Genomic DNA, 17,939 nt, shown 5'->3' with positions numbered 1-17,939 from the left:
TTCAAACAGGGCGACAGTATAGCGGCATTCGCCCGTGCTTACCGCGGACTGGCCGGTTGGCGCGGATCAATTCGGAGGCAATGGAAACACCCGGCGGAACCTCGGGGAATTCATCTTCCGGCCCGAACCAGCGCGCCTCGGCAATCTCGTTCGGGTCGACGCGGATGTCGCCGGACAGGTATTCGGCCGTGAAAGCGATCATCAGCGAGTGCGGGAAAGGCCAGCTCTGGCTGCTGAAATATTTCAAGTTATGCACTTTCAGGCCCACTTCCTCTGCCACTTCGCGGTGCACCGCCTCTTCGATCGATTCGCCCGCTTCCAGGAAGCCCGCCAGCGCCGTGAAGCGCTTGTAAGGCGACTGAGCGTGCACCGCCAGTAGCACGGAATCGCCTTTTTTGATCAGCACCATCATGGCCGGCGAAATGCGCGGATACGCCGTGTGCCCGCAATTCGGGCACTTGAAGGCGCGCTCGCCGGGCGTGTGCGCCATCGGCGTCGCGCAGGCGCCGCAGTAGCGATGCGTGCGCGCCCATTCGGCAATTTGCACAGCGCGGCCGGCCAGGCCGAGGAAACCGTCGTCGATGCTACCGAACAGGGAACGCAGGCTGCGCCATTCGCAGGATGAGTCTGGTAGCGTTTCGTCTTCGGTCCAGGCGATCTGGCAATAGCGGCCATTCCACATGCCCAGCGGATGCACGCGCTCGGGCGTCAGCTCAAGCGGCGGCGTTTCAGGCAGCGCCAGCGATTCGGTATGCAGCAGCAGGCGGTGACCGTGGAACACGAAAGTCAGCGGTGCGGGATGATTTTCGGCCCGCAGCAGGGGCGTAAAAGTAGACGGAGTCTGTAACATTCTCGACAAATATGAGAAATGGCCGGGATCCCTATCTTACAGTCTCCCGGCTTTGCCGATGCAAGCGTTGCCGAAATGGCGCTAAGTCTTTGTTTTCATATCAAGATTTACGCCATTTTTTGACAGTTTTTCCCCAAATCAACACCAGCCAGATTAAGATAATGTTGCTGCTAGGAGAGAAAAACATATGCCGACCCTTATTTCAACACTGACAACTGACCTGATCGCTGTACTTTCGACTTCCCAGATCTCTGCGCTATCGACCGCAGAAATGGCGGAGTTTTCGACCTTGCAGCTCGGAGTGTTGAATAGCGACCAGATCCAGGCGATTACGACGCAGGACCTGCGCGCGCTCAATACCAACCAGATCGCCTACGGTTTCGGCACCAAACAGGTGGCAGCACTCAGCACAACGCAGTTGGATGCGCTGACCTCTCTGCAGTTGAATGCAATGAGCGGCACCCAGATTTCGGCACTGGGCTCCGATGGCATTACGGCGCTGCGCACCAATGTGCTGTCGGCACTTGGCACCAGCCAGTTCAGCGGTCTGAATACGGCACAGATTGCAGCAATCACTACGGCACAATCGAGCCAGCTGGCCACACGTCAGGTGGCGGCAATGACTTCGGCTCAGCTGCGTGCCATGGGCACGGAAGATCTGGCAGTCATGGCCAGCTTCCAGCTGAACGCGCTCAGCAGCGATCAGGTACGTACGCTCTCCTCCGACCAGATCGTGGGCCTCGGCACGGCCCAGTATGCGGCAGTTGGCACGCGCTTCCTCGCGTCGCTGACCACGGCCCAGCTCGCAGCAATGGAAACCGATGACCTAGCAGCATTGCGCACGGTGCAGCTGGCGTCCATGGCCGCCGAACAACTCGCCGGCCTGACGACCGACCAGATCGTCGCACTGACGACGGCTCAGTCCTCAGCATTGACCACGCGCCAAGCCAGCTTCCTCAGCTCGGCTCAAGTGGCCGCATTGGAAAATGGCGACCTGGCAGCCATGAATACCGCCGCGATTGCCGCTCTCTCCACCGCAGCAATCGCAGCTCTGGGCACGTCCCAGGTGCAGGCGATAAAGACGCAGCAGCTGACCACGCTGAGCAATGCCCAGCTGGCAGCTATGACGACCGACCAGATCGCCTCCCTGAACTCGGCACAAGCTGGCGCGCTGAAGACCAGCCAGATCAACCTGCTCAGCTCGGATCAGATCGCTGCGCTGGGAACGGCCGGCTTTGCTGCGCTCAAGACCAACCAGATCGCAGCGCTGACGACCAGCCAGCTGAGCAGCCTGGACACCAGCTTCATTGCCGCCCTGACCACTCAGCAGGCCAGCGTGCTGACCACCAATCAGATGGCAGCTCTGACCACCGCGCAGGCGGCTGCGCTGGAAACCAGCGATTTGCTCGCGCTGAAAACCCATCAGCTCAATGCTCTGAACACGGCGGACATCGCCGCGCTGGGTACCGACCAGCTCAGCGCGCTGAATACCCAGCAAGTCGCCAACCTGGGCACGCAACAGGTCGCCGCGCTGAGCACCGACCAGATCGTCGCACTCACCAGCCTGCAAGCGGCCAACCTGACGACACGCCAGATGGGCGCGCTCGGCACCGCACAACTGGCAGCCATGGAAACCCAGGACTGGGCTGCCCTGAAGTCGAACCAGTTGGCGGCCCTGTCCACCCAGCAAATCGCTGCGGTGACCACGGCTGAAATCGCGGCGCTGTCCAGCGCACAAGCAGTTGGCATGGGCACTGTCCAGTTCGCTGCACTGAGCACGGACCAACTGGTGCAGCTGTCGTCGGCCGCCTTGCGCGCCCTGAAATCGCATCAGATCGGCGCGCTGAGCAGCGCGGCCATCGCCGCCCTGACGACCGACCAGTTGGCTGCCCTGACGACTGCCCAGGTCGGCATGCTGAACAGCGCGCAAATGACTGCGCTGACCACCGACCAGATCGTCGCCCTGAGCACAGCCCAGGCCGCAGCATTGAGCACCCGCCAGATCGGCAATCTCAGCACGGCGCAACTGGCCAGCCTCGAAACGGCTGACTTCGCAGCACTGAACACGGCGCAGCTGGTGGCGATGGGCACCGCAGGCGCTTCCGCCCTGACTACCGATCAGCTCGGCGCACTGCGCTCGGCACAAGCTGCCGCACTCAGCAGCGCCCAGCTGGCTGCGCTGAGCAGCGATCAGCTTCTGGCGCTGTCCAGCGCATCCCTGATTGCACTGAAGAGCCAGCAATTGGCTGGTCTGACGACCTCCCAGGTTGCCGCACTCCGTACTGACCAGATTGCGGTCTTCAATACCCTGCAAGTACCACAGCTGGGCACTCAGCAAATCGCTTCCCTGACCACGGACCAGGTCGTGGCGCTGACGACGGCGCAAGTGGGCGCCCTGAGCACCCGCCAGATGACTGCGCTCGGCAGCGACCAGTTGAATGCGATGGAAACCCAGGACTGGGCGGCGTTGAAGACCAACCAGATCGCGAGCCTGAGCACCGCGCAAATTTCCGCGCTCGGCACCAACCTGATCGTCGCGCTGACCACGGCACAGGCCGCGGCCTTGGGCACCCAGCAGTTGGCGGTGTTCTCCACCGATCAGCTGGCAGCAATGGAATCGTCCGACTTCGCCGCTCTGAAATCGCAGCAGCTGGCAGCACTTGGCACCGCCTCCGTGCTGAGTCTGTCGACGAGCCAGATCGGCGTGCTCTCCACCGCCCAGATCGCGCAACTGACCACGGCCCAAATCGCCGCGCTGAGCACGGCGCAGATTGCCGCGCTGACTTCGCAGCAGATGGCTGCACTTGGCACCGTGCAGATGGGTGCATTGACCAGCGATCAACTGAATGCCATTGAAACCCAGGACTTCGTCGCACTGAAGAGCCAGCAGCTGAATGCGCTGAACAGCGCCCAGGTTGCCGCGCTTGGCACGTCGGAACTGGCTGCGCTGACCACACTGCAAGCCGGTGGCCTCAGCACGTCCGTCATGTCCGCGCTGGGAAGCGACCAGATCAATGCCTTCACCAGCAGCGACCTGCTGGCACTGAAGAGCAGCCAGCTCAACGCCCTGACCACCGATACGCTGGCAGCACTGTCCACCCGCCAGCTGGCAACTCTGAGCACGCTGCAAATGAGCGGTCTGAACAGCCGCCAGGTGCGCGCCCTCACCACTGATCAGATCGTCGCCCTGAGCAGCGCCCAGCTGGCAAACCTGGTCACTGCACAGATCGCAGCGCTGAGCACCGACCAGGTCAACGCGATGGAAACCAGCGACTGGGCCAGCCTGCGCAGCAATCAGATCGCGTCCATGACCACGGCACAGATCGCTTCGCTGGGCACCAGCCTGATCGTCGCTTTGACCACGGCACAGGCCGCAGCATTGACCACCCTGCAAATCGGCGCACTGAGCACTGACCAGCTGGCGGCCATGGAATCGTCCGACTTTGCTGCGCTGAAGAGCACGCAACTGAGCGCTTTCGGCACTGGCGTGATCGCCTCCCTGGGCACGGCACAGATTGCCGCCCTGACCACGGCCCAGATCGCGCAACTGAGCACGGCGCAAATCGCGTCCCTGACTACCGACCAGGTGAGCGTTCTGGGCACCCAGCAAGCCGCCGCGCTGACCACGGCACAAGCCGGCGCCCTGCAGACGGTGCAACTGACCGCGTTGAGCACGAAAGATGTCGCCGCCATGCGCAGCGACCAGATGAATGCCTTCGGCACGGCACAGATCGCCAGCCTGTCCAGCGACCAATTGCGCGCACTGACCACGCTGCAGATTGCCAACCTCGGCACGAACCAGGTTGCCGCACTGAATAGCGATCAACTGAATGCGCTGGAAACCATCGACCTCACGACGCTGCGCTCGCAACAGCTGGGTGTGCTGTCTACCGCCAATATCGCCGCATTGGCCACTAGCCAGCTGGCAGCGATGGGCACGGCTCAGGTTGCAGCCTTGAGCACACGCCAAACCCGCGCACTGACATCCGACCAGATCGTCGCCCTTGGCACTGCGCAAGTTGGCGCGCTGGCGACGCAGCAGGTTGCGGCTCTGACGACCGATCAGATCGCAGCAATGGAAACCGTCGATTTCGCCGCATTAAAATCGGCGCAGGTCGGCGTTCTGGCGACCGCTCAGATCGCAGCCTTGACCACCGACCAGATCGCCGCACTGAACAGCGCGCAGGCCGTGGCGCTCAACTCGCGCCAGGTACAAGCCTTGAGCACGGACCAGTTGCTGGCTCTTGGCACTGCGCCGCTGGCCACGCTGAACAGCACCCAGCTGCCGGGCCTGGCTACCGCCTCGATCGGCGTGCTGACCACGCGCCAGGTTCAGGCGCTGGGCACGGCCCAAATCACTTCGCTGTCGGTCAACCAGGTCAAGGGCTTGAACACCGATCAGCTCGTTGCCCTGACGACGGCGCAAGTACGCAGCCTCGCCAGCCAGCAGTTGGCCGCGCTGTCGACTGACCAGGTCAATGCACTGGAAACCATCGACTGGGCCGCATTGAACACAGCACAGATCACCTCGTTCACCACAGCCCAGATCGCTTCGCTGAACACGGCCCTGATCGTCGCCCTGACCACTGCCCAGGCTGCCGCGCTGACAGCCCAGCAAGTGGCGGCTTTGTCTACCGACCAGCTCGCAGCAATGGAAGGCGTGGACCTGGCGCAGCTCAAGTCCAACCAGATCGGCGCGCTGAGCCCGGCGGCGCTGGCGACTCTCGGCACGGCCCAGATTGCGGCCATGACGACCACCCAGCTGGCAACGCTGAGCACCGCGCACATCGCTGCCCTGACCACGGACCAGATCGTTGCTCTCAATAGCCAGCAAGTTGCCGCGCTGGGCACCCTGCAAGTGGGCGCCCTGCAAACCGACCAGCTGGTTGCGCTGGATACGGCGGACTTTGCTGCGATGAGCTCGCAGCAATTGAACGCCCTGAGCACGGCACAGGCCGCAGCATTGGACACGGCCCACATCGCCGCCCTGACCACCCTGCAAATTTCGAACCTGGGCACGCGCCAGTTGTCCGCGCTCAGCAGCGATCAGTTGCAGGCGCTGGAAACCGTTGACCTCGCATCGCTGAAAACCAATCAGCTGAACGCGCTTGGCTCGGCCGGCATCGCCGCCCTGACCACGCGCCAGGTGCAAGCACTGACCACTGCCCAGCTGCAAGGCCTGACCACCGCCGAAGTGGCGGGCATGGGCACGGACCAGATCGTCGCGCTGACCACAGCCCAGGCCGCAGCATTGACAACGGCGGAAGCAGCCGCGCTTGGCAGCGACCAATTGGCCGCCATGGAAACAGTGGACTTCGTCCGCCTCGGCACGCAGCAGATCGCTTCCCTCAGCACGTCCCAGATTGCCGCGCTCGACAGCGCGCACATCAGCGCACTGGAAACCCTGCAAGTAGGCGCGCTCAGCACGCGTCAGCTGGCGGCCCTGGATACTTCGCAAATCCAGGCGCTCTCCACCGCAGCCATTGGCGCGCTGAAGACCAGTCAGCTGCCGGGCCTGAGCACGGACGATATCGGGGCCCTCAGCACCAAACAGGCGGCGGCCATTCCGACCGCCTTGCTGGCAGGCTTCAGTACCGCCCAGATTGGCGCCCTTGGCACCGCCCAGCTCGTCGCACTGAGTTCGCTGCAAGCGTCCAGCCTGACCACGGCCCAGATCGCCGCATTGAATTCCGACCAGATCGCCGCGCTGGAAACCCAGGACTTTGCGGCCCTGAAGTCGCAGCAGATCGCCGCGCTGGCTACCTCACAAGTCGCCCAGCTCGACACTGCCCACATCGCAGCGCTGAGCACGCAGCAAATCGTGGCGCTCAGCACCAGCCAGATCAAGGCGCTGGGAACCGACCAGGTGCAGGCAATTGGCACTGCAGCGCTGGCAGCACTGACCACGCTGCAAGTGGCGGGCCTGTCCAGCGACGACCTGGGTGCACTGTCCACGCGCCAGGTTCAGGCAATGACCACGGCGCAGCTCGCAGCGTTGAGCACAGGCCAACTGCAAGGCTTCGGCAGTGCGCAAATCGTGGCGCTGACCACCGCCCAGGCAAATCATCTGACCACCCAGCAGCTTGTCGCCTTGAGCAGTGACCAGCTGGCAGCGCTTGAAACGGTTGATCTCGCCGCGCTGGCCAGCCAGCAAGTGGCTGCCTTCAGCACCCTGCAAGTCTCCGAACTGAGCACGGCGCAGGTTGCTGCGCTGACCACGCTGCAAGCCTCCAGCCTGAGTAGCCGTCAGTTGGCGGCACTGGACACCAACCAGATCCGTGCACTGAGCACCGCCGATGTGGCGGCGCTGAAGACCAGCCAGATTCTGGGCCTCAGCACCGACGCCGTGGCTGCACTCGTCACCGCGCAATTGGCGGCACTGAATACCGCTCAGTTCGCAGCGCTGAACACCGCGCAAATCCAGGCGCTGGGTACGGCACAGATCACGGCGCTGAATTCTCTGCAGATCAGCAATATGACCACGGCTCAGATTGGCGCTCTGAGCACCACGCAGATCGCGGCGATCGAAACGCGCGATTTCAACGCCTTCAAATCGCAGCAGATCGCTGCCCTGACCACCAGCCAGCTTTCCGCTCTCGACACCGCCCATGTGGTGGCGCTGGCCACGGCACAGATGGGTGCTTTCAGCTCGGCTCAGCTCGCAGCATTTGGCACGGACCAGATCGCAGCACTGGAAACGGCTGACCTCGCGGCATTGCGTACCGACCAGGTGCAAGCCCTGGGTACCCAGCAGCTCGACGCCCTGTCCAGCAAGCAGGTGCAAGGCATGGGCACTGCCCAGATTGCTGCACTGACGACAGCTCAGTTGCACGGCCTCGGCAGCGATCAGCTGGTGGCACTGTCCACGCTGCAGGTGAGCAATCTCAGCACTACCCAGCTGGCTTCGCTCGGCAGCGATCAACTGGCCGCGCTGGAGACCGTCGACTTTGCTGCGCTGAAGACCCAGCAAGTCAACTCGCTCACTACCGCCCAGTTCGCATCGCTGGACACCGCCCACATTGCGGCCTTGTCCACACTCCAGATGAACAACCTTGCGACCGCTCAGCTGGCAGCTCTCGGCACCAGCCAGGTGCAGGCGCTGGAAACGGTGGACCTGGCGGCACTGAAGACCAACCAGATCACCGTGCTGAACAGCGACCAGATTGGCGCCTTGAGCACGCAGCAAATCATCAGCCTCGGCACTGCCCAGGTCGCGGCGCTGGGCACGGCCCAGCTGTCCGGCCTGTCCACGGCACAGGTCGCGGCATTGAGCACGCAGCAAGTGTCCAATCTGGGCACCGCCCAGTTGGCTTCGCTGAGCACCGATCAGATCGGCGCAATGGAAACCCAGGATGTGGCTGCGCTCAAGACCCAGCACATTGCAGCGCTGGGAACCCAGCAGCTGAACGCGCTCTCCAGCAACCAGATCGTGGCCCTGACCACTCTGCAAATTGGCGCCCTGAGCAGCACGCAAATCGCCAATCTGGCCACGGCCCAGATCGCCGCGCTCGAAACGGTCGACCTCGTCGCCCTGAAAACAGGACAAGTGCTTGCCCTGACGACGGACCAAATCGCTTCGCTCGGCACGACGCAGGTACAAGCACTTGCCACGGCCCAGATCGCCGCGCTGTCCAGCACCCAGCTGAATGCGATGACCAGCAATCAGATTGTTGCGCTCACTACGCTGCAAGTGGGCAGCCTGGCCACGGCACAGGTCGCCACGCTGAGCACGGCACAGATCGCTGCCCTGGAGCTGACCGACTTCGCCGCGCTGAAGACTCAGCAAGTGGCAGCGCTCACCACCAGCCAGGTAACTTCGCTGGGCACCGCACAGATCGTCGCCCTGACCACGCTGCAGATGGGTGCGCTTGGCACCGCGCAGCTGGGCGCGCTGTCCACCGATCAGATCCAGGCGATTGAAGCCGTTGATCTTGCCGCCTTGAAGACGGTGCAAGTGGCATCGCTGTCGACCAGCCAGATCGCTGCAATCACGACCGATCAGCTGCAAGCCATGGGTACGCTCCAGATCGGCGCCCTGACCACGGCGCAAATGTCTGGCCTCACCACCAATCAAATGGTGGCGCTAAGTGCAAACCAGGCAGACAGCCTCGGCACGGCCCAGGTGGCGGCATTGTCCACCACCCAGCTCGCAGCGCTGGAACTGGATGACTTCGCTACACTGAAGACCCAACAGGTGGCGGCACTGACAAGCACCCAGCTGAGCGCGCTCAACAGCGATCAGCTGCAATACCTGACCACGCTGCAGATCGGCGCATTGACAACGTCCCAGCTGGCAGCACTGTCCACCACGCAGATCGCTGAGCTGGAAGAGCAGGATGTGGCAGCGCTGAAGACTTCGCAAGTCGCTTCCCTGTCGACAGCACAGCTGCGCGCACTGACCACCGACCAGGTCCAGGCGCTGGGCACGACCCAGCTGGCCGCCATCACCACCGACCAGCTGGCGGGCTTCAGCAGCGACCAGATCGTGGCACTGACCGGCACCCAGGTGACCGGCTTCACCAATGCCCAGATCGCGGCGCTCAGCACCGCTCAGTTCGCAGCAATGGAACTGGGCGACCTGGCGTCGCTGAAAGTGACCCAGATCGCTGCCATCACGCTGTCCCAGTTGGCGTCCTTCAACAGCGACCAGATCGCCGCCCTGACCACGCTGCAAGTGGGCGCACTGACTTCGGATCAGTTGAACGCGCTGACCAGCGACCAGTTGCATGCAATCGAGCTGCAGGATGTCACGGCCCTGAAAGCCACCCAGATCTCCAGCCTGAACAATAGCCAGCTCGGCCTCTTCAACACGGATCAAATCCAGGCACTCGGTAGCAACCAGATCGCGGCCATCGGCACGGCCCAGCTGCCGGGTCTGACAACCGCGCAAATCGGCGCGCTGACCACGCTGCAGGCGTCCAGCCTGAGCACGGCGCAGCTGCGCGGCCTGGCGAGCGAACAGCTTGCTGCCATCTCGGCCGACGAAATTGCGGCGCTGAAGACTTCGCAGTTGGCAGGCTTGTCCAGCGACCAGATCCCGCAGCTGAACTCGGCGCAAATCGTGGCGCTGACGACCGACCAGATGGGCGCACTGTCTACCGTCCAGATCGGCGCGTTGACCACGGCCCAGATCCAGTCGTTGGAAGCGGATGACCTGGCTGCGCTGAAAGCCAGCCAGATCGCGTCCCTCGGCGCCCTGCAGTTGCAAGCCCTGACCACCGACCAGATGCCGGTGCTGGCGTCCCAGCAAATCGGCGCTCTGAGCACGGACCAGATCCTGGCCTTCAGTAGCGACCAGATCGCCGTGCTGACCACCTTGCAGGCCACCAGCCTGACCGCCAACCAGTTGAACGCGCTGGACGGCAACCAGCTGGGCGCCTTCAACCTGGCCGATGTGGCTGCGCTGAAGACATCGCAAGTGTCCAGCCTGGCCACTGCCCAGCTGGCAGCGTTGACCACCGACCAGATGGCGGCGCTGACCACGACCCAGATGGGCGCGCTGACCACCGCGCAGCTGTCCAGCCTGGATGCGACCCATCTGCAAGCAATCGAAACCGACGACCTGGCCGCGTTGTCCACGGCTCAGTTCGCAGCCTTCGGCAGCGATCAGGTGGGCGAGCTGAGCACCGACCAGGTGCAAGCCATGGCGACGGCACAGCTGTCGGCGCTGACCACCGCTCAGCTGGCCGGCATGACGACCAGCCAGCTGGCCGCGCTGAGCACCCAGCAGATCGGCGCCCTGAGCACCGTCCAGTTGAACGGCCTGGACAGCGACCAGCTGGCTGCCCTTAGCACCGACGATGTAGCGGCCTTGACCACCACCCAGCTGTCTGGCCTGGCAACCTCCCAGTTCGCACAGCTGAGCACGCAACAAATTGCAGCGCTGAGCACGCAGCAGGTGCGCGGCCTTGGCACCGCTCAAATCGGCGCTTTGGGCAGCGACCAACTTCAGGCGCTGGGCACGGACGCCCTGTCGGTTCTGACCACCACCCAGCTGGCGGGCCTGACCACCGATCAGGTAGCGTCGCTCAGCACCATCCAGATCGGCGTGCTGAGCAGTGCCCAGCTGGGCGCACTGAGCACGGCCCAATTCGACGCCTTGAACAGCACGCAGTTCGCGGCACTGACGACGCTGCAGATCAGTTGCCTGTCCACCGGCCAGATGGCGATCCTGAACAGCGACCAGATCGGTGCGCTGGAGACGGAAGATATCGCCGTGCTGTCCAGCCGCCAGTTGCAAGCGCTGGATACCAGGCAAATCGGCTACCTCGGCACCGACCAGATCGTGGCGCTCAGCACCGCGCAGGTCGTTTCGCTGACGAGCGACCAGATCGGCGCCCTGTCCAGCGATCAGTTGAACAATATGGAGTCGCAGGACTTCGCCGCCCTGAAGACGGCGCAGATCGCTGCCATCTCGACGTCCGACCTGGGCGCGTTGTCCACTGACCTGATCGCAGCGATGAGCACGCAGCAAGTGGCCGCGTTCACTACGGATCAGATCGCAGCACTGGGCAGCGACCAGATTGTTGCGCTGAGCACGGCGCAAACCGTATCGCTCAGCACCTTGCAGCTGTCCGCACTGGATACCAGCCAGGTGGCAGCGCTGGCAACTGACGACCTCAACGCGTTGCGCAGCCAGCAGATCGGCGGCTTTGGCACCGGCCAGATCGCCGCACTGGGCAGCGCGCAGCTGAATGCGCTGTCCAGCGCCAGCCTCGGCGCGCTGACCACGGAACAAGTGGCTTATGGCCTGTCCAGCACCCAGCTGAACGCCATGCTGGCCAGCCAGATAGCCCTGCTGGGCACGGCGCAGGTTGCCGCACTGAGCACCGATCAGCTCGATGCCCTGAGTACCAGCAACTTCGCAGCCCTGTCGACCCGTGGCATTGCGGCACTCAGCAGCGATCAGTTGTCCAGCCTCGACGCGGCCCACATCGCCGCCCTGAGCACCAGTCAGGTCCGCGCGCTGAGCAGCGTCCAGTTCTCCGTGCTCGACAGCGCGCAGACTGGCGCGATTGAAACGGAAGATATCGCTGCACTGTCCACCCAGCAGGTCGCCGGCCTCGGCACTGATCAGCTGAGCTGGCTGGGCAGCAATCAGCTGAACGCCTTCAGCACCGCCGAACTGGCTGCGCTGACGACCAGCCAGCTGGTCAACGGACTCACCACCAGCCAGATTGCAAGTCTGTCGCTGAGCTTGGTAGGCGCGCTGACCACCGCACAGCTGAGCTCGATGGGCACAGACCAGGTGGCTGCGTTCACCACCGATCAGATCGGTGCGCTGAGCACGGCCGGCGCCGCAGCCCTGAGCACCGATCAGCTGAGCGCAGGCATCTCCAGCGACCAGTTCGCAGCCCTGTCCTCGCAGGACGTGGCGGCGCTGAAGACAGCCCAGATCAGCGTGCTGCGCAGCGACCAGATCGCCGCGCTGACTGTGGACCAGGCTGCCGCACTGAAGTCGAGCCAGACCAGCATCCTGAACAGCGATCAGTTGGGCGCACTGGGCACTTCTCAACTGAATGTCCTGTCGACCTCGGCCATTGCCGGCCTGGCTGCGCAAGTCATCAGCGACGCCTTCAGCACCGAACAGATCGTGGCGCTGGCAACAGCACAGGCTGCAGCACTGACCACCCAGCAAGTTTCCCTGCTGACGACCGACCAGCTGCGCGCGCTGGAAGATGAAGATCTGCAAGCCCTCAGCACCCGTCAGCTCGGCGCGCTGAGCGCCAGCCAGTTCACCAGCCTGCGTACTGCGCAGACGGCAGCGCTGAGCACCGACCAGGTGCGCGGCCTGACGACCTCGCAGATCGCAGCAATCGACACCAGCCAGTTTGCGGCGCTGACCAACGATCAGGTCGGAGTGCTCAGCAGTCCCCAGCTGCAAGCCATCAGTATCGGCACTCTGTCGACCCTCGGTACGGCCCAGTTGGCCGAACTGGGTAGCCAGCAGATCGCCGGCCTGAGTACCCAGCAGGTTGCAGCGCTGAGCCTGACGCAAGTGCCAGCCCTGGGCACCAATCAACTGGCAGGCCTGACCAGCGCCCAGATCGCGGCCCTGACGGCCGACCAGATCCCGGTGCTGAGTACCGATCAGCTGTCCGTCTTCAGCACCGCCCAGATCAGCTACCTGACCGCGGTCCAGATTCCTGTGCTGTCCAACGGCCAGGTACAGAACCTGACCACTGCGCAGATCGCCGCACTCAAGCTGAGTCAGCTGACCCAGCTGACGGTGGACCAGGTTGCTGTGCTGGGTACCGACCAGCTCGCCGCTCTGACCACGCAGCAGGTGCAGAACCTGACCAACACCCAGATCGGCGCGCTGACCTCGTCGCAACTGGGCGGTTTGAGCACGCTGCAAATGTCCGTGCTGAAGAACAGCCAGATCGCTGTGCTGACCGTGGACCAGTTGCCGGGCTTCGGCACCGATCAGCTGGATGCACTGAACACCAGCCAGTTCGGCGCCCTGACGTCCGACCAGATCGGCTACCTGACCGCTAGCCAAGTGGCGGGTCTGACCACGCTGCAGATCGCAAACCTGAAGTCCTCGCAGCTGCAAGGCATGAGCGTGAGCCAGGTGCAGGCGCTGACCACCACCCAGCTGCCGGCCATGGCAACGGCGCAATTCAGCAATATGTCCACGGCTCAGCTGGCCGGCCTGTCGGTAGCCCAGCTCGATTCGCTGACCACCGCACAGATTGCCGCGCTGAAAGATACCCAGGCGGTCGGCCTCACCACCGCCCAGGTGGCTGGCCTGACCAGCGAGCAAACGGCGGCGCTGTCCACCGCGGCCCTCGCTGCCTTGACCACCACCCAGATCGTGGCGCTGGAGACCGCCGACCTGGCTGCGCTCAGCGTGGCCCAGGCAGACGCCTTTACGGCCGCGCAGGTTGCAGCAATGAACACGGCCCAGACCATGGCGCTGAACCCGAGCTCTGTCCACTACGCCACTCCGTTGGTGTTGGATCTGGACGGCAACGGCATCAAGACTTTGTCCGTGACCGCAGGCGTGCAGTTCGATATCTGGGGCAGCGGCCACGCCGTGAGCACCGGTTGGGTAGGTAGCGGTGATGGTCTACTGGCTCTGGACCGCAACAATGACGGCATCATCAACGATGCAAGCGAGTTGTTCGGCAGCGCCACCCGCCTCGACGATGGCAGCCAGGCTGACAATGGCTACCTGGCTCTATCTGCACTGGATGAGAACGACGATGGCCAACTCAGCAATGCCGATGCGTCCTTCAGCAAGCTGCAAGTGTGGGTCGACGGCAATGCCGATGGCATCAGCGAAGCGGATGAGCTGTTCTCGATGGCCGATCTCCACATTACCAGCATCAGCACCACGGCCACCAAGGGCGGCGCCCAGGACCAGGGCAATATTCTGGGCCTGAGCTCCTCCTTCACAACCGACGATGGCAGCACCCACGCCACCGCCGACGTGTGGTTCGTGGCGGATCGTCCAACCCAGAGCAACATCAGCGCCAGCGTCAGCTCGCTGAAGCAGGCACTGACCGGCTTCACGGAGCAGACTTCGGTGCCGGCGGCGGCGGGCCAGTTGAACGATCCGACCCGGACTTCGGTGCAGCAGATGGCCGCAGCACTGGGCGAGTTTGACGCCGATGGCCGCCCAGTGGTTGCCGCAGCGACCAAGACGCCGTTCAAGCTCGATGCGCTGGACGACAAGAAACAATCCGGCTGGTTCGGCGCGCCGCACAAGTAAGAAACCGGCGGGTCAATGACCCGCCCTACGACACTTCGCCGCAACGCGCGATGATGGTCGTAGGGCGGATCATCGATCCGCCGTTGCCCGCGCCGCCTTACGGCTTTAGAATGACCACACGACAAAATCCGAAGGACTACAGATGAAAGCAGTGATTCTTGCCGGTGGCCTGGGTACCCGGCTGAGTGAAGAAACCACCGTCCGCCCCAAGCCGATGGTTGAAATCGGCGGCAAGCCGATTCTGTGGCACATCATGAAGTCCTACTCTGCGCATGGCATCAACGAATTCGTGATCTGCTGCGGCTACAAGGGCTACATCATCAAGGAATTCTTCGCCAACTACTTCCTGCACACTTCCGATGTCACCTTCGACATGCAGAAGAATGAAATGGAAGTGCACCAGCGTTTCGCCGAGCCATGGCGCGTGACCCTGGTCGACACCGGTGACAACAGCATGACCGGCGGCCGCCTGCGCCGCGTGCGCCAGTATGTGCAGAATGACGAAGCGTTCTGCTTCACCTACGGCGACGGCGTAGCCGACGTTGATATCTCCGCCTCCATCCAGTTCCACAAGGACCACGGCGCACTAGGCACCATGACCGCCGTGCAGCCGCCAGGCCGCTTCGGCGCCATCGACATGGACGGCCAGCGCATCACCGCGTTCAAGGAAAAGCCGCAAGGCGACGGCAACTGGATCAACGGCGGCTACTTCGTGCTGTCGCCGAAAGTCATCGACTACATCGACGATGACAGCAGCATCTGGGAAAAGGAACCGATGGAGCAGCTGGCACGCGAAGGCCAGATGAATGCCTACCTGCACCGCGGCTTCTGGCAGCCGATGGACACCTTGCGCGACAAGGTTCTGCTGGAAGAGCTGTGGCAGGAAGGTAAGGCGCCGTGGAAAGTGTGGAAATGAATCCAGCTTTCTGGCGCGGTAAAAAAGTATTCCTGACCGGGCATACCGGTTTCAAAGGCAGCTGGCTTAGCCTGTGGCTGCAGCAAATGGGCGCACAGGTGACCGGCTTAGCGCTGGCGCCTTCGTCCAATCCGAATCTGTTCGAAACGGCACGCGTTGCCGACGGCATGCGCCACATCGTTGGCGACATCCGCGACGGTGCGGCGCTGCGCGAAGCGATGCAGCAGGCGCAGCCCGATATCGTGATTCACATGGCTGCGCAGGCGCTGGTGCGCTACTCCTACCAGCATCCGGTGGAGACGTATGCAACCAACGTCATGGGCCTGGTGAACCTGTTCGAAGCCGTGCGTGCCACGCCGGGCATCAAGGCGGTGGTGAACGTCACCAGCGACAAGTGCTACGAAAACAAGGAGTGGCCCTGGGGCTATCGCGAGAACGAGCCGATGGGCGGCTACGACCCATACAGCAACAGCAAGGCTTGCGCCGAGCTGGTGACCAGCGCCTACCGCAATTCCTTCTTCAATCCGGCCCAGTACGCGCAGCACGGCGTGGCGCTCGGCTCGGGCCGCGCCGGGAATGTGATCGGCGGCGGCGACTGGGCGGAAGACCGATTGGTGCCGGACATGATGCGCGCCATTGCAGCCGGCCGTCCGGTGCATATTCGCAGCCCGCATGCGATCCGTCCGTGGCAGCACGTGCTTGAGCCGCTGTCCGGCTATCTGGCGCTGGCTGAGCGTCTGTTCACTGATGGCGTGGCGTTTGCGGAAGCCTTCAACTTTGGCCCGCACGATACGGATGCACGTCCGGTGCAGTGGATCGTCGAGCGCCTGTGCGCTGAGTGGGGCGATGGCGCTTCGTGGCAGCTGGATTCCGCGCCGCAGCCGCATGAAGCAACCTATCTGAAGCTCGATTGCTCGAAAGCGCGCGCGTCGCTGAAGTGGAATCCGCGCTGGTCGCTGGATCAGGCCTTGCAGCGCATCGTGGCATGGCACAAGGCGCAGTTGAATGGCGACGATATGCGCGCGCTCACGCTGGCGCAGATTGCCGACTACCAGGCCGCAGCATGAGCCGCATCGCCCTGCTGGGCGCAAGCAGCAAGATCGCCCGTGATCTGATTCTTTCGTACGCCGCGCGCGGGCAGGCTGGGCGACTGCTGCTCTACGTGCGCGACGTGGCGCGCGCCGAACAGTGGCTGGCGGCGCAAGGGCTCGCGGGCCAATGCACTTTGCGTGAGTATGGCCAGTACGGTAGTGAGGCGCACGATGCGGTGCTGAACTTCGTCGGCATCGGCGATCCGGTCAAGACCGCGCAGATGGGCGGCGATATCTTCACCATCACGCGCCAGTATGACGAAATGGTGTTGTCGGCGCTGGCCGACGCGCCGCAGCGGCGCTACATCTTCCTTTCCAGCGGCGCGGCTTACGGCTCGCGCTTCGAGCAGCCGGCGGATGAGAATACGCCTGCGATCGTGCCGCTGAATGCCATGGGGCCGCAGGATTTCTATGGCCTGGCCAAGCTGGCTACTGAGGGACGTCACCGCGCTTTGCCTCAGTTCGCGATCACTGACCTGCGCGTGTTCAATTACTTCAGCCGCAGCCAGGAACTGGAGGCGCGCTTCTTTATCACCGATATTCTGCGCGCGATTCGCGATGGCAGCGTGCTGCGCACTTCGTCCGGCTATATGGTGCGCGATTACCTGCATCCACAGGACTTTTATCAGATGGTGGAGTGCGTGCTGGCGGGACCGGCGCAGAACCAGGTGCTGGACTGCTACAGCAAGGAGCCGGTGGACAAGCCTGCGCTGCTGCAGGCGATGCAGGAACGTTTCGGTCTGCAGTATGAGGTGGTGCAGGAAGCGGGCGTGACGGCCACTGGCGCCAAGCCCCACTACTACTCCGTGAACCGCCGCGCGGCGCCCCTCGGTTATCAGCCTTCGCTGACTTCGATCGAAGGCATCATGCTGGAATCGGCAGCCCTGCTCGGACGCGCATAAGCCAGCAGCCTTTCACGGCGGATCAATGATCCGCCCTACGCCGTGTGTGCCACGCCATCCACACGCCGATCCGGCCCACCGTGTGTGCCACGCCATCCACACGCCGATCCGGCCCACTGTGCGTGCCACGTCATCCACACGCCGATCCGGCACACTGTGCGTGCCACGTCATCCATACGCCGATCCGGCACACTGTGCGTGCCACATCATCCATACGCCGATCCGGCCCACTGTGCGTGCCACGTCATCCATACGCCGATCCGGCCCACCGTGTGTGCCACGCCATCCACACGCCGATCCGGCCCACTGTGCGTGCCACGTCATCCATACGCCGATCCGGCCCACTGTGCGTGCCACGTCATCCATACGCCGATCCGGCCCACTGTGCGTGCCACGTCATCCATACGCCGATCCGGCCCACTGTGCGTGCCACGTCATCCATACGCCGATCCGGCCCACCCAC

5 protein-coding genes are annotated in these 17,939 nt (G+C 63.5%); 4 read left to right on the top strand and 1 reads right to left on the bottom strand.

Going from position 1 to position 17,939, the window contains the following annotated elements; genetic code table 11:
* Position 1: 1 nt before the first annotated feature.
* A complete protein-coding gene (gene nudC / locus AB4Z19_RS29385) occupies positions 2-850 on the bottom strand; it encodes an NAD(+) diphosphatase (protein WP_442023293.1) in 849 nt (282 codons plus the stop codon).
* Positions 851-1,037: 187 nt separating this feature from the next.
* On the opposite strand from nudC, the gene AB4Z19_RS29380 reads away from it, so the two are divergent.
* The 4 genes from AB4Z19_RS29380 to AB4Z19_RS29365 all read left to right on the top strand — a co-directional run bounded on the left by AB4Z19_RS29380 (position 1,038) and on the right by AB4Z19_RS29365 (position 17,476).
* The gene (locus AB4Z19_RS29380; RefSeq protein WP_442037010.1) at positions 1,038-14,567 is read left to right on the top strand and encodes a beta strand repeat-containing protein; all 13,530 of its coding nucleotides are present in this window, start codon (positions 1,038-1,040) and stop codon (positions 14,565-14,567) included.
* A 142-nt stretch (positions 14,568-14,709) separates the two neighbouring features.
* The gene (rfbF, locus tag AB4Z19_RS29375) at positions 14,710-15,483 is read left to right on the top strand and encodes a glucose-1-phosphate cytidylyltransferase (RefSeq protein ID WP_442037008.1); all 774 of its coding nucleotides are present in this window, start codon (positions 14,710-14,712) and stop codon (positions 15,481-15,483) included.
* Positions 15,480-16,550 carry a CDP-glucose 4,6-dehydratase gene (gene rfbG, locus AB4Z19_RS29370; RefSeq protein ID WP_442021999.1) on the top strand — a complete coding sequence of 357 codons (1,071 nt, stop codon included), beginning with the start codon at positions 15,480-15,482 and terminating at the stop codon, positions 16,548-16,550. The genes rfbF and rfbG overlap by 4 nt, the downstream gene beginning before the upstream one ends.
* On the top strand, positions 16,547-17,476 hold the full coding sequence (locus AB4Z19_RS29365; protein WP_442037006.1) for an NAD-dependent epimerase/dehydratase family protein: 930 nt from the start codon (positions 16,547-16,549) through the stop codon (positions 17,474-17,476). The genes rfbG and AB4Z19_RS29365 overlap by 4 nt, the downstream gene beginning before the upstream one ends.
* The last annotated feature ends 463 nt before the right edge of the window (positions 17,477-17,939 follow it).

Origin of the sequence: Pseudoduganella sp. RAF19 (assembly GCF_052114165.1) — a bacterium.
Classification (GTDB): Bacteria; Pseudomonadota; Gammaproteobacteria; order Burkholderiales; family Burkholderiaceae_D; genus Rugamonas.
This window is presented reverse-complemented; position numbering and strand designations above follow the sequence as displayed.